19 protein-coding genes and 1 riboswitch are annotated in these 22215 nt (G+C 36.6%); of the genes, 3 read left to right on the top strand and 16 right to left on the bottom strand.

Features of this window, described 5'->3' with window-relative positions:
• Positions 1-74: 74 nt before the first annotated feature.
• The gene (pabB, locus tag AC625_RS13280; protein ID WP_049681702.1) at positions 75-1808 is read right to left on the bottom strand and encodes an aminodeoxychorismate synthase component I; all 1734 of its coding nucleotides are present in this window, start codon (positions 1806-1808) and stop codon (positions 75-77) included.
• A gap of 27 nt (positions 1809-1835) precedes the next feature.
• Positions 1836-2402: an anthranilate synthase component II gene (locus AC625_RS13285; RefSeq protein WP_049681703.1), complete on the bottom strand. Its 567-nt coding sequence runs from the start codon at positions 2400-2402 to the stop codon at positions 1836-1838.
• A gap of 497 nt (positions 2403-2899) precedes the next feature.
• On the opposite strand from AC625_RS13285, the gene AC625_RS13290 reads away from it, so the two are divergent.
• On the top strand, positions 2900-4030 hold the full coding sequence (locus tag AC625_RS13290; protein ID WP_049681704.1) for an NADH-dependent flavin oxidoreductase: 1131 nt from the start codon (positions 2900-2902) through the stop codon (positions 4028-4030).
• A gap of 296 nt (positions 4031-4326) precedes the next feature.
• Here AC625_RS13290 and AC625_RS13295 read toward each other — a convergent pair whose 3' ends face one another.
• The 5 genes from AC625_RS13295 to pepF form a co-directional block, all read right to left on the bottom strand.
• Positions 4327-5343 carry an LLM class flavin-dependent oxidoreductase gene (locus tag AC625_RS13295; protein WP_049681705.1) on the bottom strand — a complete coding sequence of 339 codons (1017 nt, stop codon included), beginning with the start codon at positions 5341-5343 and terminating at the stop codon, positions 4327-4329.
• 249 nt (positions 5344-5592) lie between these two features.
• Positions 5593-6960 (bottom strand): LLM class flavin-dependent oxidoreductase, encoded by a 1368-nt coding sequence (locus AC625_RS13300; protein ID WP_049681706.1) that lies wholly within the window; start codon positions 6958-6960, stop codon positions 5593-5595.
• A 54-nt stretch (positions 6961-7014) separates the two neighbouring features.
• On the bottom strand, positions 7015-7560 hold the full coding sequence (gene ssuE, locus AC625_RS13305; RefSeq protein ID WP_049681707.1) for an NADPH-dependent FMN reductase: 546 nt from the start codon (positions 7558-7560) through the stop codon (positions 7015-7017).
• Between the two features lie 125 nt (positions 7561-7685).
• Positions 7686-7790, bottom strand: a riboswitch (SAM riboswitch).
• A gap of 355 nt (positions 7791-8145) precedes the next feature.
• Complete coding sequence (locus AC625_RS13310; protein WP_049681708.1) at positions 8146-10392, bottom strand: AAA domain-containing protein; 2247 nt, start codon at positions 10390-10392, stop codon at positions 8146-8148.
• A 154-nt stretch (positions 10393-10546) separates the two neighbouring features.
• On the bottom strand, positions 10547-12343 hold the full coding sequence (gene pepF, locus AC625_RS13315) for an oligoendopeptidase F (RefSeq protein WP_049681709.1): 1797 nt from the start codon (positions 12341-12343) through the stop codon (positions 10547-10549).
• A 152-nt stretch (positions 12344-12495) separates the two neighbouring features.
• On the opposite strand from pepF, the gene AC625_RS13320 reads away from it, so the two are divergent.
• Together AC625_RS13320 and AC625_RS13325 are read left to right on the top strand one after the other, a co-directional pair.
• A complete protein-coding gene (locus tag AC625_RS13320; protein ID WP_049681710.1) occupies positions 12496-13932 on the top strand; it encodes an FAD-binding oxidoreductase in 1437 nt (478 codons plus the stop codon).
• Positions 13929-14471: an MFS transporter gene (locus AC625_RS13325; protein WP_049681711.1), complete on the top strand. Its 543-nt coding sequence runs from the start codon at positions 13929-13931 to the stop codon at positions 14469-14471. Before AC625_RS13320 ends, AC625_RS13325 begins: the two co-directional genes overlap by 4 nt.
• A gap of 247 nt (positions 14472-14718) precedes the next feature.
• Here the strand turns inward: AC625_RS13325 and AC625_RS13330 are convergent, their stop codons facing one another.
• The 9 genes from AC625_RS13330 to AC625_RS13360 all read right to left on the bottom strand — a co-directional run bounded on the left by AC625_RS13330 (position 14719) and on the right by AC625_RS13360 (position 22212).
• Complete coding sequence (locus AC625_RS13330) at positions 14719-15453, bottom strand: YqcI/YcgG family protein (protein WP_049681712.1); 735 nt, start codon at positions 15451-15453, stop codon at positions 14719-14721.
• Positions 15454-15589: 136 nt separating this feature from the next.
• On the bottom strand, positions 15590-16681 hold the full coding sequence (locus AC625_RS13335; protein WP_049681713.1) for a branched-chain amino acid aminotransferase: 1092 nt from the start codon (positions 16679-16681) through the stop codon (positions 15590-15592).
• Between the two features lie 91 nt (positions 16682-16772).
• Positions 16773-17153, bottom strand: a complete 381-nt coding sequence (locus AC625_RS13340) for a patatin-like phospholipase domain-containing protein (protein WP_180320101.1) — start codon at positions 17151-17153, stop codon at positions 16773-16775.
• A 135-nt stretch (positions 17154-17288) separates the two neighbouring features.
• Positions 17289-17759, bottom strand: a complete 471-nt coding sequence (locus AC625_RS13345; RefSeq protein ID WP_049681714.1) for a YueI family protein — start codon at positions 17757-17759, stop codon at positions 17289-17291.
• Between the two features lie 861 nt (positions 17760-18620).
• Positions 18621-19112 (bottom strand): metal-dependent hydrolase, encoded by a 492-nt coding sequence (locus tag AC625_RS13350; RefSeq protein ID WP_049683728.1) that lies wholly within the window; start codon positions 19110-19112, stop codon positions 18621-18623.
• Between the two features lie 169 nt (positions 19113-19281).
• Entirely contained in the window at positions 19282-19404 is a 123-nt protein-coding gene (locus AC625_RS28235) for a hypothetical protein (RefSeq protein WP_281177235.1), read from the bottom strand.
• Between the two features lie 161 nt (positions 19405-19565).
• A complete protein-coding gene (locus AC625_RS28610) occupies positions 19566-20042 on the bottom strand; it encodes a VanZ family protein (protein ID WP_049681715.1) in 477 nt (158 codons plus the stop codon).
• Between the two features lie 806 nt (positions 20043-20848).
• Positions 20849-21007, bottom strand: coding sequence for a hypothetical protein (locus tag AC625_RS26815; protein ID WP_156187534.1), 159 nt, complete (start codon positions 21005-21007; stop codon positions 20849-20851).
• 554 nt (positions 21008-21561) lie between these two features.
• Positions 21562-22212, bottom strand: coding sequence for an amino acid ABC transporter permease (locus tag AC625_RS13360; RefSeq protein WP_049681716.1), 651 nt, complete (start codon positions 22210-22212; stop codon positions 21562-21564).
• Between the last annotated feature and the right edge of the window lie 3 nt (positions 22213-22215).

Genomic DNA, 22215 nt, shown 5'->3' on the forward strand with positions numbered 1-22215 from the left:
CACTTTAGATTAGGTACGAATATCGCGGCAATCAAAAACGGAGTATAGATTCCAAACTACACTCCGTTTTTTTATTATAGTAAGTTTACTTTTATCCATCCTCTAACACTATTAATGAACCAAATCTCGTTAGCTGATTTAAGTTCTGTAAGATGGACAACTCGTTCTTTCACTTTTCCGCTTTGCACTAATTTTTCACGAAACGTGCCAGCGAGAAGCCCTGAATTTAGCGCAGGTGTAATAAGCTCATCCTCAATCTTTATGACAACATTCCCATTAGTAAATTCGGTTATTTCTTCCCTTTCATTCCAAAGTAGAACGTCAAAATAATTAGGAAACTGGTCTTTATGTAAGTGATAGACAGAACGATTTGTTGTTTTATGGTATAAATACGTATCGTTACTTGAAACAGACTCTTTAGCTAGTACAACATCTAGTACATCTGGAAAAGGCGCAATATCTTCGGCTGCAATGGAGAACTTTCCTATTTTCGAAACAAGTAAGCGCACTTTTTTAGTGCTGGTTTCATATCGATCCGCAAATTGTTCAAGTGCACTCTTAATAGCTGGGACTGAAAGACTGATTCCAAAATATCTTGCTGAATCAGAAAGCCGTTTCAAATGATTTTCCAACAAAACATATTGACCATTTTCAAGCTTTAGCGATTCAAGCAATTCAAAGTCAGGTGTTTCAGTAGTAAGCAATGCAGCTTTCAAGAAAGCCTCGTCATACTCTTCTGTAAAACTCGAATCCCAGGTTATACCACCACCAACACCGTATTGGGCAGTTCCTTCTTGAGAATCAATGACAACCGTTCGAATGGGAACATTAAAAGTTGCCTCATGATTCGGAGAAATATAACCAATGGCCCCACAGTAGATCTCACGTGGCGATTGTTCTAACTCTGAAATTATTTTCATCGTGCTAATTTTTGGAGCCCCTGTAATTGAACCGCATGGAAACAACGCTTTAAAAATATCCATGATCGTTGTTTCCGGTTTTGTTTTGGCTGTAATCGTCGAGGTCATCTGCCAAACAGTCGGATATTGTTCAATTTCAAATAATTGATCAACTGTTACGCTACCCGCTTCTGCAATTTGCCCTAAATCATTGCGCAATAAATCAACAATCATGACATTTTCCGCCCGATTTTTCTCAGAATTCTGCAGCCATTGCTTCTGGTTCATATCCTGTTCAAAAGTATTTCCCCTTTTCACAGTTCCTTTCATTGGCCGTGTTGTGAGAGTGCCATCTTTCCAGTCAAAAAAAAGTTCAGGTGAGGCGGATAAAACTTTAAATCTACCCGTATGTAAATAAGCACTATAATTAGAACTTTGCGCTTTAGCTAACTGGCGGTAAAAAGCAAAATCATCGCCGTTAAATGAAGAATCCAACCTCATCGTGTAGTTGACCTGATATGTATTCCCCACTTCAATTTGGTTTTTAATCATATGAATTGCTTTCTCGTATGTTTCGTAAGTAATCTCAGATTGCCAATCAGAAAGATTGAATTCAGCGGGTGCTTCTGTTGACGGAAAAGATTCGAATTTTTCAAAAATCCCAAACCAAAGTAATGACATTTTATTACCGACTGCCACTTGATAAGTAGAATCAAATGCAGGAGCTGCTTCGTATGACAGATACCCAGCTGCGTAAAAACCTGCATTCACTTCTTTTTGGATAGTTTCCAGAGCGGTCAGTACTTCTTCTATTGTATGTGCTTCAATAATCTTAATTGGATGTTGAAAATACTTCCTTTCTTTATTAAATTCTAATAGAATATTGATGTTTTCAGCATGTTTATTCATAATAACTACCCCGTTTACATAACGTATTTATTGTTTATTAATAAAATTGCTAATTAACGTATGACCATGTTCCGTTAATATTGATTCAGGATGAAACTGTAGTCCTTCAATTTGATACTTTGTATGCCGAAGTCCCATCACGACATCGTCTATCGTTTTTGCTGTGACTTCCATACAATCAGGTAGCGATGACTCATTGACAATTAAGGAATGGTAGCGAGTAACTAAAAATGAAGTAGAAATTCCACTAAAGACTCCTTTACCATCATGGGTGATGATCGACGTTTTTCCATGTACCGGCTGTTTAGCCTTTTCAACCACACCTCCAAAAGCTTGGGCAATCACTTGATGCCCAAGACAAATCCCTAGAATAGGTATACTTTGATGAAATTCCCTTACAACCTCAAGACATATCCCAGCTTCATTAGGATTTCCGGGTCCTGGCGAGAGAATAATCGATTCAGGGTTCATTTCTCTAATCTCGTCTAATGTCATTTCATTATTGCGGCAGATGGTGATCTCTTTACCAGCCATGAGGATATATTGATATAAATTATAAGTAAAAGAATCATAATTATCGATAAGTAAAATCATTGTTAGTCTCCATTTTTTTGATCGATCATTTTATTAATTGTTGCTACATCTTGCATATCTTTAGTTTCTAGATTCCAATGTACTTTATTTTAGCAAAAATATCTTCAAAATGCTTGCTAGATATTGTTTTCAACTATAATTGGATTTGTCATTTGATTAGGATTCTTATAGGGGTAAAGTACTTTATTCATACTTGATGTTGCTTTAAAATAAAGTTTGATCAAATTGATACTAATAACCTTGATAAACGATCATAGAAAAAAGCGTGTTTTGGAAAAAAGGATTGATCAAAACACGCTCTTAATATTTTCAATGGACTCATTTTTTATAAAAAAGTTTGATCATTTCCTATTTATGTTGCTTCACAATTGCGCCCTTCGTTGAAGAATAAATAGCTCAATGACTGGAGAATCTACTATTATCAAGCATATTTAACGCATTTTTTATATCGTAATAGTATGATATAAATGTTCACTAAAATAAGGGGGCCAAGAATTATGAATTCAAAATATATACCACTATTTCAGCCAATTACCTTGCGCAGCGGAATGCAATTAGATAATCGTGTCGTTATGGCACCGATGACCCATTTTTCTTCAAATCCAGACGGTACAGTTTCAGATGAGGAAGTAGCATACTATAGCCGCCGTTCGAATGGAGTCGGAATGGTTGTCACAGCTTGTGCATATGTCACAGCTAACGGAAAAGGATTTCATGGTGAATTTGGAAGCGATCGTGATGACTTTATTCCAAGTTTACGCCGACTCGCTTCTGCCATTAAAGAACAAGGAGCAAAAGCAGTCCTGCAAATTTTCCATGGCGGCAGGATGTGTCCGCCAGAGTTAGTTCCAAATGGAGAAATTGTAAGTGCTAGTGCTGTTCCGGCAGAACAAGGTACAGTATCATATCAAGTTCCTCGCGCTTTGACTGAGACAGAAATTCAATCCATTATTCGTGATTTTGGCGAGTCTACCCGGAGAGCGATCGAAGCTGGATTTGATGGGATTGAAATACATGGAGCTAATGGATACTTAATTCAGCAGTTCTTTTCACCACATTCCAACCGACGTGAAGATCAGTACGGCGGCAATTTGGAAAAAAGATTATCATTTCCAATTGCCATTGTAGATGAAGTAAAAAAGGTAGTAGCTGCACATGCGAAACAACCATTCCTCGTTGGATATAGATTCTCACCAGAGGAACCTGAAACACCCGGAATTACAATGGCAGATACTCTTGCATTAGTGGATGGTTTGGCAAGTAAAAATCTTGATTACCTTCATGTTTCCTTAATGGAGTTCTGGTCAACTCCAAGACGTGGTGTCGAAGATTCCCGTTCTCGCCTTGAAATTATTCAGGAGAGAGTTGGGGAAAGCGTTCCCGTGATTGGCGTAGGCTCAATTTACACAGCAGACGATGCCTTAAAAGCGATTCAAACTGGTGTTTCAATGATTGCAATCGGACGAGAGCTCATTATTGACCCTGATTGGGTTGAAAAGGTTAGACAAGGAAAAGAGTCTGAAATTGAAACAAAACTAAAGAAAGACGCTCAATCTCGTCTTGTCGTGCCAGATCCTCTTTGGCAAGCGATTATCAACAGACCTGGATGGTTTCCAATTGAAGATTAAAAAGACACATAACTCCCAAATGGAAACCTAGTGTTTCCATTTGGGGGTTTCTCCTTTGTACACGCTTAAATACCCTTAATATCTGTATAGAAATGTTTTTGAATTGAACTTCTTATTCCATTAAATAGCCTGATTGCTAAACAAGAAAAAATCCTGCACATCAATACAGGATATTTGACCAAACTTTTTTACAAATTATCAATCTTTGTTTTAAAGCCACACTTGATCTGGCTCTATATATATTGATTCTTATCAAAAAAGTCCCTGAAATTAGATTCAGAGACTTGATGTTAATCTTAATTTTTATCAGCAATCTCAGCAATAATTTCATATGAGCGGAGTCGAGACTCATGATAAAACATGCCTGAATTAATAATCATTTCATCCGCTCCTGTTTTATCAAGAAATGCCTGCAACTTTTCTTTGACCTGTTCAGGGTTACCAATTACACTAGCATCCAACTTGCTTTGAATCGATGCTTTTTCATAAGGCGTCCAAAGTCCATCCATTGAATCTACTGGAGGCTGAAGCTGATTTGGCGTATTACGAATCAAACTAAGAAATTGCTGTTGATATGATGTCGCTAAATAAGCGGCCTCTCTCTCAGTGTCTGCTGCATAGACGTTAATGCCGACCATTGCATATGGTTCTGATAATACATCTGAAGGCTGGAAATTACTACGGTATATCTCTAAAGCAGCCATTGTATTTTCTGGAGCAAAGTGACTGGCAAAAGAAAATGGTAAGCCGAGTTTACCAGCAAGCTTAGCACTGAATCCACTTGAACCAAGCAACCAGATCGGAACGTTTAAGCCTTCACCAGGGATTGCACGAACTCTGTTATGACGGGAATTGGCATCGAAGTATGTCCGAAGCTGCTCTAATTGTTCCGGAAAATCATCGCCGGTATTTCTACTATCACGGCGGAGTGCCATAGCTGTAAATTGATCACTTCCAGGAGCACGTCCAAGCCCTAAATCGATACGGCCCGGATACATGGATTCAAGTGTTCCGAATTGCTCAGCAATTACAAGTGGAGAATGATTTGGGAGCATAATCCCACCAGATCCTACCTTGAGTGTAGACGTTCCAGCTGCAACATAGCCAATGACAACGGATGTAGCAGAGCTGGCAATGCCCGGCATACTATGATGTTCCGCTAACCAAAATCGATTAAAACCCCATTTTTCTACATGCTGCGCTAGATTGAGTGTATGTTTGAAAGATTCAGCTGGTGTACTACCTTCTGTAATGTTTGCAAGATCAAGCACTGATAAAGGAATTTCACTCAACTGTTTTTTTGATTGTGACATGTATTCATCTTCTTTCTAAAATCATTTAGTATCAGATTACTTACAGCCATCATATAAAAGAATCCTTAAAATTGCACTTAGAACGCTTTGAGCTTGAATCAGAATATTTGTATAGTGATTGTTCTCCACAAAAAATAGACAATCAATAATTTGATTGCCTACCTTTCGATCCTCATGATTCATTCTATATGATGCTAAAATTTGATTTAGAGACTCGTATGTTTTTTGATACATGCACAATTTCACAAATTAAACGCTAGCTACTGGAAAAAGTCTCTTACGATATTGTCTGCCATGGTGATGATCTGGCAAATAATCACTGCCAAATAAGTTCTTTCGGAAGGTTCCTTCTTCGTATTCTTTTCTTACTAAACCTCTCTCTTGTAAAATCGGAATTACATAATCGACAAATTCTTCAAAAGTCCCAGGTGTAACCGCATAAGCAATATTAAAACCATCCACGCCTGTAACATCAATCCATTCCTCTAAAGAATCTGCCACTTGTTCTGGAGAGCCAACAACAACAGGTCCCATTCCGCCAACTCCAATAAACTCCGCGACTTCTTCTACGGTAAAATCGGCCATCGATTTTAATGTCGATTGGATGGCATCATTTTTAACAAATTGAATTTTCTCCTGGGGATCCACCCCATCCATATCCACACCGGTCCAGCCACCGAATAATGCAAGTGATCCTTCGTAACTGGCATGATTTTTATAATCCAAATATTTAGCTTCAGCTTCTTCTTGAGTCGCGCCAACAATTGGCGTAATCAATGTAAGGATCTTAATTTCATCTGCTTTCCGTCCCGCTTTCACTGCCTCTTCTCTAAAAGCAGTTACTGTGTTTTTCGTGCGCTCCATTGATGTGGAACCAACGAAAACTAGTTCTGCATGCTTTGCTGCAAATTTCGTTCCTTTTGGTGATGCCCCAGCTTGAAATATTACTGGAGTACGTTGTGGTGAAGGTTCACATAGGTGAGCTCCTGGAACTTTATAGAATTCACCATCATGATGGATATCATGAACCTTTTCTGGATCTGCATAAATCCCTTTTTCCTTATCCACTACGACTGCATCATCTTCCCAACTAGCTTCCCATAGTTTATAGACAACATCTAAGTATTCATCAGCTATATCGTAACGATTATCATGATTAATTTGTTGATCTAAACCAAGATTACGTGCAGCACTATTTAAATAAGAAGTTACGATATTCCAACCAATTCGTCCTTTCGTTAAATGGTCCAATGTCGAGATCCGTCGAGCGAACAGATATGGATGCTCGTAGCTCGTCGACGCAGTTAACCCAAATCCTAAGTGCTTTGTAACTTGCGCCATGATTGGAACAACAAATGCGGGATCATTGACTGGAACTTGAGCTCCCTGACGAACTGCGGCATTGCGAGAACCTTGGTATACATCATACGTTCCAAGGACATCTGCCAAGAAAATGGCATCGAATCTGCCTTTTTCCAGTACTTTTGCAAGATGCGTCCAGTATTCTGCATCCTTGTACGTAGATGATTGATCGTCTGGATGTGTCCAAAGACCAGGTGATTGATGCCCTGCACAGTTCATATCAAATGCATTTAAATAGATTCTTTTTTTGGTCATAATCATTACCACCCATTCGTTTTTTAATGATGAAATATGGTGTTAAATGTGTGCTTAAGCGGTTATTGGTTTAGTTTGTTTAATGATTTGAAGAAACTCTTCTAAATCGTTAGTAAGTCGAGCTTGAATATCTTGATCCGTAATAGGCTGTAAATGATTTTCTTTATCAATTTGGTTATCGATCATATAAGTCCCTTGGGTGGCTCTTCCTTTTAAAGTAGTAATAAGCGGTTTTAAGGCAAAATCGATTGCTAACAGATGTGCTTTACTCCCACCGACCATTAACGGTAAAACTGGAATGCCTTTAAACGCACTTTCTGGTAATAAATCGATTAGAGCCTTTAGCACACCTGTATAAGACGCTTTATAGACAGGAGATCCAATAATTACTCCATCTGCTTCCTCAATTGACTTTGCTATTTGTTTAATTTCAGCGCTATTATAGCGTGCATAAAGCAAATCCTCAGCAGAAATATCTAAAACGGAAACATACTTTACCGTTATATTCTCCTTTTCTAACAATGATTGAACAAATTTTAAAACAACATCAGTCCTAGAAGTTGCAGAAGGGCTTCCAGATAAAATCACAACATTAGGCATTTGTTAACCTTCTTTCTTAGTAAATTAGTTATAATCCTTTGTACAGTCTAATTCCAAAGGGTTTGATCCATATTTAACGAATAAAGTCCTCTTTCCTGATAGAAAGAGGACTTTATTCGTAGTCACCCTTATCTGACAAGCATGTGCTTGCAGGAATTAGCACCTTTCTACTAATCGTAGAGGTTGCTGAAGCTTCATCGGGCCATTCCCTCGGCTTCTCTTGATAAGAAGTATTAAGTTAGTTTTATCATAATATTCTAATAACTGATTGTCAAGATTAATTCATATATTTTTCATCGGAATTGTTTGAATAATATTTTTTCATATTACATTGTCTATAAGACACTGATGGTTAATCCCCTACTAGTGTCGCTAATACCTCCGCGTAGAATAGATCAAGCGACTCTACGAAGCTTTGCACGCTATGTCAGCATCTCTTCTGTGTGACCCACATCCCATTGGCAAACTACACATGGGTAAGTTCCACTAGATCTCACCTATCTAGGATTTATCGGATGTAATACCAGGATATAACAAAAAAGGTCTAGACACATCTATACTGTGTCCAGACCCTTTTAGTTTCTTCTATTCTAACCCAGGGAGTTGTGTAAGAAAATGTTCAACTACTGCTACTGAATCTAGTCGTGCGGCCACAAAAGGTGGGAAAAGCCTACTCGCTGCTTCAAGAGGAACACCTAGCCAGAAATATTGCTTATCAATAATGATAAAGGGAAAAGCAACACTAGTTTCGATTTGTTCTTCTACGGCCAAACCAGGATGCGGTCGAGTTGAAATAAGTGTAATCTTGACATGTTGTTCTTTACAATTCAGCAAATTTATCCATTCTTCCGTAACGATTCCTGAATCAGGTATTGACAATAGAATAGAATGACGTGCTTTTTTTATATCCTCACCTAGAACTTCCAGCTTACGCGCATGCATCCATTGAAGCCTAGGATGATGATTTTGAATCCACTTGCCAATGTCCCTAGTTCCAATTGTATGTCCGAAGATTGTTTGATGGTCCACAAGCTTACGTAATGTTTTCCCTTTATAAACCGTTTTTCGAATATAGTCCGTATCGCTTACTTGTATGAATTTTCCTTTGGTTCTCGTAATTGCGACATTAATAAGCCGTTCACTATTTTTTCCAGTCAAAAGCATACCAGCGCGTGTTTCAGGATAACTATCAACCGTGTCAAATATCATTACATCACGTTCACTTCCCTGAAATCGATGAACAGTTGCTGCAATAATATCAGCTTGTTCAAGTTCTTTCGCATAAACTTCTTGTAATAATAGATCCATAAGACGAGATTGAGCTCGATACGGTGTCACATATCCGATAGATCGTGTACCGCTTGAATATGCTTCATGAAGAAGTTGGAACGACAAGAACAGCTGCCAAAGATTCATCCTCGATCTCGATGTTCGCTCTGCTATACAATGTTCACCAGCTCCACTCGTTTCTAACAGCATTAAGGCACGATTAGGAAATGGTCTTCTCTCTGCAATTTTTGCACGGCTCGTTTGTACACTTTCATGATCACAAACTCGGGAATGATAAATATGTTTATTCGTGAAAGCCGAAATATCTGGATGCATTCTGCGTTGTTCTTTTAGTAGAAACAAATGTGGATGGAGCTTCCCTTCATTCACTACATTCGCAACTCCTGAACAATGAAAAATATCTTCTTTTAACCATTTATTCACTTTTTCATCACGAGCTGAAGCAATAGGTGGAAGTTGTTTAAAATCACCACAAACAATGATATTTTTTCCTATCGATGCAGCAAATGCAATTTGTGGAACATAAGCCATACTCGCTTCATCAAGAATGACTAAATCATATTCCTGTTCATATAGTGTGCTGTCGCTTGCTGCCTTTGCAAGTGTGCTACCAACGATTTTGGCTTCTTTGACAAGCTCCATTTCTTTACGACGAAATTTTTCAATGACTCTGCCAAGTTTTTTTTCCAATTCAATTAATCGATCTGTATCCCGCTTGCTAAATGAACCGGATAAATCTTGTTTTAAGAGCCTCTTCTCTTCTGTTAGTTTTTCCTTGTCTTCGACTAAATTAGGTTCATGTTTTTCTAACAACTGACTTGAGATGATATCAGGATGACTGGCTAAGCTATCCCCTGTTTGAGAACCATACCTTAGAATATCGCCTTCTTTAAAGCGTTTTTTCTTTTTTGTAAATGTGGAAATTTCCGCCATTAGTACATCGACGGCCTGGTTGCTGTGGGAGAGAACTAAAAGTTTTTTCCCTTTAAAATAATGATTCGCTGCTATCCGCGCTAATGTATATGTTTTCCCAGTTCCCGGGGGGCCCCAAACGTATGTAATTGGATTAAAATTAGAGCGTAAAAAAAGCTCCTTAATATTACTGTGATCCTGAGTTATCGGATGTCTGCTCTCCATCGAAGGGTCCATCAACCGTTTGACTCGAAGCCGCTTTTTCTTACTTTTTTTCACTTCGTCTAGTCGCTCAATTAATTGTTCCAAAAGTTCCCATGGGTCATGGTAAAGGAAGGCCTCGGAAATCAAATCACCAAGTGTTTTTTCAAATGATAAAATGATGCTTTTGCCTTCAGATGAGAGTACACCCCCTTCCTGCTTGATTCCTCCCCATTCCAGTCGAACAAATGATCCGACTGGAATCCTCAGTGAACCAACCGTTTCGAAATAATAAGTAAACCCATCCACCTGATCTATCAAATGACCATTTAAAACGTGATATTTGGTACTTCCGTATTTTTTTAAATGGCGGATTTCATTTTCTAATGCTGCTTGCCATTCTTTTATATAGCTTACCGTTGAGTTCATTTTATCTTCCTTTTATTATTTAATTAATGTTCTTTTACAATAGTACGCTTTTCACAAAGTTTGTCAAAGTAGCATGATCTTTTTATTGATTGATTAAAAAAAGGCTATCTCAGCAAAGGAATAGACCTTTAGAGATTAGCCTTTTTTTGAAATATTACTTCTCCAACAATTCGCCGAATTCTTTCACTAGACCACTGAATATCTTCAACGCATTTTCAATCGCCTCTGGTTTAGTGAGATCGACTCCAGTTTTCTTTAGCAATTCAAGCGGATGTTCCGAGCTACCACTTTTTAAAAAGGTTAAATACTGTTCAAGTGTACCTTCATCACCTGATAAAATCCGGTCGGCGATATCAATAGCAGACGCATACCCCGTCGCATATTTATACACATAAAACGGTCGATAAAAGTGTGGAATTCTAGACCAGCCGAATTTCACTTCATCGTCAAAAACAATGTCTTCCCCATTATACGCACGGTATATTGTTTCATATACAGTATTAAAGACTTCTGCATTCAAAGGCTCATCATTCTCCGCTTTTTCGTGTGTAATTTTCTCGAATTCCCCAAACATGACTTGTGTAAAAAAAGTCCCTTTGAAGCTGTCAATAAAATGATTAAGTAAATGCTTCTTTTTATTCTGGTCTGTCGTTGTGTTCAACAAGTATCGTATTAATAGGATTTCATTCACCGTTGAAGCGACCTCGGCAACAAAGATCGAATATCCAGCGCTAATTTGTGGCTGATACTTTGAACTGTAATACGAATGCATCGCATGACCAGATTCATGTGCTAACGTAAATAAACTGTCTAAATCATCTTGATGGTTTAGTAACACAAATGGATGAACACCATATAAACCTAAGTTATAAGCGCCAGATCGTTTTCCAGGCGTTTCCCTTACATCGTAATAACGATTTTCTTTGAAACTTACAAGAGTCGATACATATTCTTCGCCAAGTGGTTTCAGTGCTTTTATCATGATTTCAAACGCTTCATTATAAGGTATATCTTCTTTTGCCTCTTGTACGAGCGGAACATTTAAATCATACGCTCGTAATTCGTCAACACCCAAATGCTTTTTGCGCAATTTTATGTAGTCATACATTGGTTTAATATTCGCTTTCGTTGCCGAAATCAGATTATCATATACCTCTGTTGGAACCTGATCTGAAAATAATGATTTTTCAAGAGCAGATGGATAGTTTCTTGTTTTAGCCATCGTCGTATTGTTTCGAATGGCCGATGAAAGGGTGCTTGCGATCGTGTTTTGCAACTGAAGGTATGGTTGATAATAGGCCTTGTATGCCTCTTTTCGTTTTCCACGGTCATGATTTTCAACCAAATTACTGTACATACCGCGTGTTAAAGTAACCTTTTCTCCGTCGTCGTTTGTCACTTCTCCAAATTTAATATCAGCATTGTTAATCATGCCAAACGTTTTTTGCGGAGAAGAAAGGGCTTCACCAAATAATGAGAGAATTGCTTCTTGATCCTTGTTCAGAACATGTGCTTTAAAGCGATAAGAATCAAGCAAATCATCCTCGAAATAGCGTAATCCTTCTACTTCTTTTATGTATGATTTTAACGTACCTTCTTCAAGGCTTAATAAAAATGGCATAAAAAACGAAGTAGCGGCACTAATTTTTTGCCCTAATTGACTGGCGCGATCAAGTAAACCTTGTGCAGCGGATACTCTTGTGTCTAAGTCAACCTGAAGCATAGCATATACATATAGTTTTTTATATGTGTACCCTAATTCCTCGCTTAGTGATAAATAACGAAATAGTGACTCAGCATCCCCAATTTCCCCGTCAAATGTCTTTAACTTCTCCACACTATTCAAGATCGTTTGATAATCCCGTTCCCATAATTCCTGGTTTTGATAAATATCTTCCAATCTCCAAGTTTCTTCTACTTTAACATCAGCTCTAATCGAATAAGCAGTCATAATTCATCCCCCTTTTATATTATTTTTCCCATTATATCGAAAATGTATGAATCTGTATAACTAGGCGTTTTTCCGAAAATGTCAAGCATCTTTCATAATATGGTGTAATATAGAAAAGTATAGCTTCATTCTTTAAAAAGGAGGCGAGATTAATTTTCAAGTATCGTTATTTCGTGATCTTAATCTATTCGGTAATTTTTATATGTTCTTTATCATACTTTCAATTTCAGCTTACAAATCCGATCGTAGAAGATAAGGGCCGTCTCTTGCCAGTTAAGATGAAAGCGGTGAAATCAGGTGATGATGAACAGAAGCTTAGACAGATCGTGTTAGACGCAAACATCAATCATGATCCGATTTCCATTGCCGGCATGCAGCACAGTCAAGGTGGGCAAACACTATATCCAAATGGAATCCTACTTGATATGAAACCATATAATAAAATCTTGAAATTAGATGCAAATAAAAAGCAAATTACCGTTCAAAGTGGAGCAACTTGGGCGGATATTCAAAAATTCATCAATCCCTATGGTCTTGCTTTAAAAGTAAGCCAGTCACAAAATATTTTTACAGTAGGCGGTTCATTAAGTGTAAATGTACATGGTCGGGACATACGCCATCATGCCTTGATTGAAACGATTGAATCATTTCGTCTATTAAACGCACAAGGTGAGATCATTACTGTAAGCCGTGATGCGAACTCAGAGCTATTCCATGCAGTAATTGGCGGATATGGATTATTCGGTGTGATTCTTGATATAACACTACATTTGACAGATGACGAACTCTATCAAATTCAAACAAAATCGCTTGCATATGATGAATACAGTTCTTATATTGCCAAGGATGTTCTTCAAAATAGTAACGTTAAAATGCATCTTGCTAGAATTTCAGTTGCACCTAACAGCTTCTTAAAAGAGATGTATGTAACTGATTATTATAAAACAGATGATTCATCACATTGGGAGAATTATAGCACTTTAAAACGAGAAACAATTATCGCTGTACCTAAATTTTTTCTCGGACTTTCTCGCTTGAATGATTGGGGAAAGAATATGTTCTGGACTACTCAAGAAGCATACAACGATAAAATTAATGGCTCATACATTTCTAGAAATAATGCCATGCGTTCCGATTCGACATTTATGGAATACGATAGTTCTAACAAAACAGAAATACTGCAAGAATACTTTGTTCCAGTTGATCAATTCACAGCCTATATTGATAATCTCAGGGAAACGCTCAAGGATGAAAGAAATTTCAACCTACTCAATATCACCGTTCGTTATGTCGAGAAAAACGAAGAAGCTATCATGTCTTATGCAAAAGATGATATGTTTGCGCTCGTTATGCTTATTAACCAAGGAACGAATAAAGAAAGCATTGAAGAAACGGGTCGAGTGATTCGGAACATGATTGATGTGACATTAGATCATAATGGAAGCTATTATCTTCCTTATTATAATTATCCTACAAAAGAGCAATTGGAAAAAGCCTATCCACACACAAAGGAATTCTTTAAAATGAAAGAATCATATGATCCTAACGGACGATTTATGAATCTTTTCTATGAGGTGTATCACAAATGAATTATCGAAGGTTTATTATTTATCAAGGGACTGTTGGTATGGCAGCAAGCATGATTTTTCCGTTTTATGTGCTGCTTTTGAAAAATGCTGGCGGTAGCTATTCTCAGTTTGGTTGGGCATATGGTTTATTCGCATTAACAGCAGCACTAAGTTATTCTGTGATTGGAAAATTCGCTGATAACGCTGGAGACAACGCCTTGTTGGTCGTTTATTCTTGGGGCATGGCACTTGTCTTGATCGCTTTTCCGCTAGCTTATGAAATTTGGCACGTTTATGTATTGCAGATTGTGATGGGATTACTAGGTGCGGTGCAAAAAAACTCGGAAAAAACAGTTCTGGCTCGTTCTGTAAAAAAAGAAACAGCAGGGAAAGAAATCGGCCGCTATCATATTTGGACATCAATTGGTGCTGCGATTGCTGTTATTGCTACAGGGTATTTAGTTGATTTTCTTACGATTGGCAGTATCTTTTATCTCGCTTCGATTGTATTTGCCTGGAGCGGTTTTTATATAATGAAACGTGATACATCTGAAAGTTAAATCTTTCATACCTTAGTTAATTTTTCAGTTGAGGACTTATTATCTCTTTTCGGAAAATATCTGCTTTGAACGTATGTATTTTCATAACTGAAACTACATCATGTTATTTACTTTAACAAAGATTACTAGAATTGTCTCATTCCAATATCAGCGAAGAACATACAGAACATAGTTTTCATTCTGTATGTTCTTATAAGCGAAGCCCATTTAGGTAAACAAGTATTGTAGAACTCAAAAAATTATTTTCTTACAATTGATCCTTATGGTGAAATGGGCATTTTCCTAATATGGGTTCAATATCATCACCGATAAAAAATTGCTTCCATTCATTATGTGTAGGATCACCGTAATGACTAATATCCGGATGCTTAGGTAGGTTATCCCACTTTTCAACGCGTTCTCTTACTTTTTCACGAGACATAATCCCGCCTGTTTCTGTTCCTTCAAGTCCTTTGAAAATCATTCTCGGCTGGATTCCAAGTACAAGCCCCCTCCCTAAGTCACGAGTCTTTCGTTGTTTATAGGCAGGTGCGTTGCCGAATATGAAAAAAGGTTCACCGGCAAAGTGAAAATCCCAAAGATGATGTTCAGGATTTTTCGGTTTCTCTTGGGGCCATTCTTTCGGATCATGCTCATGCAAATATTGCAAAACATTCCAAAAATAAGTTCGATAATGCGCAATATCCCCCATTTCTTTTTCTGGTTCGACAAAAACAAATAACCCATGTCGTATATATGGTGGCTCTTGAAATAATCCTAGAAATTCTTCAATCGCTTTCGGTAGATTGGACCAATCATCTTGAGTTATGTATGCATAGCGAAGCTCACCCTTATTTTCAGCTTTCATTCCAAAATAGCAAGGAAACGTCTTATTAGTAACAATGTTATGAAAGGTTTGGTACTCCTGAATTAACCACGGAGGTACTTTATCAGGATTTTGCATATCTTCTTTCGTCAATAAGCTCGGAGAAGTAGTTTGCATAATTTAAAACCCCTTATCATTATTTGTTTTTTACTTCTTAACCTACCTACCTAGCTAAAAAGAAATAAACGTTTCGATGCTCTACCATGCCTAAAAAAGGGCAAGCATCTGGAATTTCCATTAGCTTGCCCTTTTTTTATTCTTGAGTAACCTTTTCTTCAACATGTGTGATCCATCCTAACTGATCTTCTTCTTTACCAGTTTGGATTCTAGTAATCGTGTTGTATAATTTCGTTGATAATTCACCCGTTTTCCCTTCATTGAGAATGAGCTTTTCATCATTCCAGAAAAACTCACCAATTGGTGAAATGACTGCAGCCGTTCCAGTACCAAATGCTTCTTCCAATTTTCCTTCTTGATGAGCTTGATATACCTCTTCCATGGAAATTTTCCGTTGTGAAACAGGGATGTTCCAATGTTCAAGCATTTCGATGATCGATGATCTTGTAACACCGTCAAGAATACTGCCATTTAGTGCAGGAGTGACTACTTCTCCGTCAATTTTGAAAAATACATTCATACTTCCAACTTCTTCAATATATTTCTTTTCAACACCATCAAGCCAAAGTACTTGGGAATAGCCATTTTCTTCTGATACTTTTTGCGCTTTTAAACTAGAAGCATAATTGCCGCCTGTTTTCGCTGTACCAGTTCCGCCTACAACTGCACGGACAAATTCTTTTTCAACGGCAATCTTTACAGGGTGTATTCCTTCTTTATAATATGAACCTACAGGCGACATTATGATGATAAATTTATATCGCGAAGAAGGGGATACGCCTAAGTAGGGCTCAGTTGAAATAATAAACGGCCGTATATAGAGTGATGTTCCCTCTGCGTCTGGAATCCATTCTTTATCAATAACAATTAATTTTTTCAAAGCTGCCAATGCAAAATCGATATCTACCTCAGGTATGCAAAGACGATCATTCGATTTATTTAACCGTTGGAAGTTCTTCTCCGGGCGAAATAAAACCATATCTTTGTCATCTGTATAGTATGCTTTCATCCCTTCAAATACAGATTGTCCATAATGAAAAATCATTGCAGAGGGTTCGAGTGTAATCGATTGATAAGGAACGATTCGTGGATCATGCCAACCACTTCCTTCAGTATAATCCATAATAAACATATGATCAGTAAACACTTTTCCAAATTCTAGTTGATCAGATTTCGGTTTTTCTTTCTTCGTTGTTGTTAGCGTGATCTCCATGTCATGTTCCTTCATTACCAAGACTCCCTTGTAGATATAATTTATAATTAAAAATTCTATATTTCATTTTACTACCTTATACTATCAAAGTTCAAGTGTTAATCACCTAATTTTCCGAATTTTTAATAAAAACTGTAATTTTTTGGTATGTTTTAGTTTTCGTTCTACCCGACCTACATCCAGCCCTTCTGTTGGTCGGATGATGAATACATTCCCTTTCTTTCTTTTCTTCCTCATCTAAATAGTGAAGCGTATCATTATACACTTCATGACGCTTCGTCAACGCATTTATCAGTTCTTCATCTTTTCCATATTTCCGTTTAAAATACCAGCTAAAAGTTTGCTTGTTTTTTCTATATTCTTTATTACGAGTTAAAATAATTACATTCTTTCTATTGCCATCACCCTCAGATTTTAAGAAGGGAATCGGATTAGCAATGCCGCCATCCATTGGGGATTTACCAACAACAGAAATCATGGGTATCATTAGCGGCGGTAAGCTAGATGCCCGAATAATTGTTAAGATATCATGAATGAAATTCGATTTTGATAAAGAATATTATTTTGTCAAAAAAACGAAAAAATGCGAACATCAAATGCTGATGTTCGCATTTTTTACGAATTACTTATTCCCTTTCACCTCTTGACGTTTTTCTCTTAACCAACTCGTCAATTTAGCTAAAGACCCTTGTTCTTTTACTTTGGTGACTTTTAGTTTTGAAGCGTTTTTTTCTAGAAATATCTCTTCTTTATCAATCGCATACTCAAACGCCAACACAAGTCCAATGTCAGTATTATAATCTTTATTGATCACCATTTTATAAGGTATTTTATTAATTCGCGCAGCTTCAATATATTTTTTCAAAGAAGAGTATTCCATATTTCCGTTCGCAAATAGCAGTGCCTGTGGATGCTTTTTCATCAAATTCATAAATTCCTGATAGACCTCTTTATCCCTCACTTGCGGCTGTGTCAATACAGCAATAATTCGTTCTCGAATCGTACCGAGGTATCTTTTTCTTTCTTCCGGTTTCAATTCCTTCTGTCCGTGTATTCCTTGTTGAATGATTTCATCTACGTTTTTGCCAGACAAATAGGTTCCCTCCTTGCTTTGATCATCTTAAATAGTGTATTTACTAACACTTTATTTGTGCTGAAATTCTTATGTAGATTTGTTTAATGAAAGATACTCCATTATTATTATCTTCCTAAGTTGATAAAACTCGTTTTGGCACGTAATTGTCAAATTTGATACGAAATATACTCATTTTTGACCTCACATCCCTCCCATGCCTTACAAGGGCTTTCTCTTTCAGAAAATCTGTAATAACTGACCTTCGTAAAATAATGTTTAATTCAATCATTCAGTTTCCATATATAGTATTTAATCACATTTATCTTATTATGTATTAGTCGTTAGATGGTTTAATTCTTTGCTTTTAAGACAGCCTCGTATTAATTTCAATCCTAATTGTTCCATTTTTGGTTTTATCTTTGTTGAATGTGTTATAATTCAATCATATGTTTTATTCGAATAATGAACAAGGGGGTTAGTGTAGTGGATGAACTTTTATTATGGATAATCAAAATTGTATTTGTAGCAGGAACGATTGGGATGTTCTTTCTTTTAGGAGTAATTCGTAATGAAGAGTAAGTTTATTTTACATACACACCTCGACTGACTACCAACTACTCTGCCTTTTTCAGTAGTCGGGCGACTTGTAGACGCTCTCACGCGTTATCGATAGACATGATGCTCCTCATGTTAGTAAATAAGCGACACGTCCCAAAGCCCTTCTTCAATAAATTGAAGAAGGGCTTTGGGTGTAAGTCATCATTATTTAGTAATACATTTGATTGTTAATTTTCCAGTATTCTGCGCCTTTTGTAATCTAGGACACTCGATATAAAATTTCTTAGTGATTGTTGAACATTCTCAACGGCAAATGACGATTTATTTATACTGATATAAATAATACAATAAGATGTCCTTTCCGTAGTAAAGGACAACGAGAGTCAAGCCTGTTAATACGATAGATTCTAAGGCCCCTCCTGTTTTCATCGTTAATGGTAGTCGGAACGTTATGTCCAAAGGATACAATAATTTGATTCCATTTTTTGTTGCTGCATCCAGCAGTAAATGGCTTGCCATCCCAATCAAGATACCAATCCGAATTGATTCGAATGGGATAATTAAAAGGAGTAGGCCATTAATAATGATCAAAAATAATATACTGTGAGTTAGGGTACGATGACCGAATATCCTATTAATGAATTTCGATAGCCATGGTAATTTCCTGCCAATTTTACTTCCCCCATGACAAATATCTGGAATCATTCCACCAAGTGCTCCAGCAGCAATCATGATCGCAGGATCATAGTTCGATGTTTGAGCAAAAGCAGCAGTAGCCGCAATACCGCCCATAATATGTGTTTTTCCAGTCAAACTTTTTCCACCTTCTCTTCTCAACATTTGCATAGAAGCCCATTATACTCCATTTTTGAATGATGTCATAGAGTACTAGTGAAAGAGTATGTTTGTAGGTTAAACACAAACAAAAGACTCAGTCAACAACTAAGCCTTTTACTAAGGAACTATGAGAGAAATAGGTTCATTACCAATCTTCTGTAATCTCAAGTAATACATCAATATCAATTTTATTCATAGGGAAAGAAACTACTTCTTCTGCGTACTCTTCGGTTGCTTCTAACAAATAATCAATATCGATTGTAACCACAGCGGACGCCCCCCTTTACATTGAGCTATTGATCTTTACCCACTATTTTAACAGAATAAACCTTTTAAACTATTTCATCAAATGAGAAAATAGCCGTGTTTAAAAAAACACATCCCTTTCATGTCTTACTGTAGTCACGGTTAAAATACAGTTTTCTTAACTCAGGAACAAATTATCTTATCCACTTTGTTCATCATTATCATAAAAGTTCCCGCTATAAGATACCCACATAATCCGCCAATTGTGTTCAGTATGATATCATCCACATCAAAGCTACCAATCCGAAAACTTAGTTGCAGACTTTCTACGAGCAGCGATGCCATAGATGACGTAATTACCGTTTTCACTATATGAAAACGTTTAAATAGTAAAGGAATAAGAAACCCAAAAGGCATAAAAGCTAGAATATTTCCCCAGAAATTTATGAACCAAGCATGATAGTAACCTGTAGATAATAACTTAAAATACAAAGAAATTGTGCTGAATGGGACAAGGTTATAGTCCAAGATAATTACAGATTGTCGATAATATGCAAAAAATAATAGGTAACTGAGAAATAACAGATATGAGATGAAAATTAGACTCCCAACTATAAAAAGAACTCTTTTTAACAATAGGTTTTGAAGTTGCACAAACATATATACCCTCCATTGCCTGCCAGATTCAGTTTCATTCTATTCTTTGGGTAAACTATAACATATCATCGATGATGTTGTAGAGATAATAAAATGATTCGTACCAGCCCGTATGAATCTGTTCAAGTAAACGTAGATTAATGAGTGTGAGTCATTTAGCTTTAAATATATGCTAAAGAAATCAAGATTGCAGTCGTTGTATCGTTTTTTCTATAAAGGCCTTGTTATTTTAGGTAATTCTATTAATGTAGTGAGGTTAGTCCTTTATATTCTGGCGAGGTTTTTATTGAAATATACAAATGGTGGTTATCTTACGTCCCTTTCATGACTTTTATTTTCAAAAAGCGCGGTTCAAAACCACCGCCTTTAGACGGTATACGCTTTAGCTTAGTTCTTTAGTTCTTCAGTTTTGCTTTTGAACCATTGTTCTTCAGTGGGCTTTAGCCCAAATGGATTCCCCCTACTTTAGTAGGGGGTCGTTCAATTGTACAATATGAGACTACATCTGATTTCGTTTGCTTACTTTATAATTGAAGGTAAAGTTAAAACGTAAGAATCTCATTGATCGAATCAAAAGTAAGGAAATACCATATACCTTTAGCAGTTAGAATCTGTGCATTACTAACTACAATCTAGACAATACTAGCTGGAATTGAAAAATACATACCAAAATGAGCTTTTTAATTTAACGAATATTGTTTTGGCTATGAATAAACAAGTTTTTTAACAATGTATTCTATCGACATTATTATTGAAATAAACACAATTACATATTCAATCCGATATTTTTTCACTTAAAAATACCGCCATTATTTAATATGGCGGTTCGTTTTACAAAAATACATAAATAATTGTTCAATATACTCTGAGGAACCATCCCTTACATAATCCTTCATAGAATCCACTGATTTTGGGTGTTCTGTCTCAAAAAGATTGGCCTCTTCTTTTTGTTTTTCTAATGAATCCATGGTTCTCCACCTCACCCTATCTTATTCAAGATAGGGCTTGGATTGTGACAATGAATGATTAAATAGTCCATGGTCAGTCCAGTCCCTAGGGAAGATGCACTACCCTCTTCTACCGGTAAGGCATTTCAAAAATTTGATTGAAGCGTTGTGAATGAAGCTTATAAATACACATTAAAAATATCTACACATTGGCTTCATTGCTTATTTAAGCCTTTTACAACTGATATATTTCAACAAATCCCCTAGTTTTTTATTGAGTTTAGAAGACTTACACTTTTTTGTCTGTAGATTTAAAGGTTTCAGCTAGTATTTGGTTTATTTAAAAAGATATTCTATAGCCATAGCAGGATAAATTGTAGTTTTACTTAACCCCTCCCTTTTAGTTAACATAATATTATTATTTAATTCATATAGATCCGTCTAACACTAAGGATAAACAACAAAATGGCTGCCCCATAACGAAAGGATCATACCCACATCTACGATATAGCGTTTATAAGACATAATAAACAGTATATAGTCTTTGTGGTCAGATCCTTTTGGAACAACCTCTTTCATGTTCGTTTTACTTCCAATCGACGGGATAGTACAGATAAAGTATAATTCACGACGAAATACATAAGAGCAACAAATAGTAATATCGGAACTAAATAAGTGCTTTTTTGACCATAGACAATTTGTGCATGGTGTGTCAGTTCAGGTACTGAAATGACAACCGCAAGTGAAGTATCTTTTAATAAAGAAATAAACTGACTAACTGTCGGTGGTACCATTCTTCGTAGAGCTTGCGGCAATATGATATGCCATAGTGCTTGAAAGTAACTTAAACCTGATGATCGTGCAGCTTCCATTTGACCTTTATCAATCGAAGTTAATCCGCTTCGAATAATTTCTGATATCATTGCTGCTTCAAATATAGTTAAGGCAATAATAGCTGCTGGAACTTCCTTGAATTTAATCCCTATTTCCGGCAGAGCAAAAAAAGTAAAGAAAATAATTAATAATAAGGGTAAATTTCTAATAATCTCTACAATCATTGCAAGTATTTGTGATAGGACAGGTATTTTGGCAAAACGAAGAGTTCCAACAAATCCACCAAGTATGAAGCTTAAAATGATAGCGATTAAGGCCATTTTAAGCGTCAACCAAAAACCATTCAATAAAAATGTCAGATTATCAGCTGAATATGCATCAATAAAATCCATCGG

The organism is Peribacillus loiseleuriae, from assembly GCF_001183985.1.
Taxonomy (GTDB): Bacteria; Bacillota; Bacilli; order Bacillales; family DSM-1321; genus Peribacillus; species Peribacillus loiseleuriae.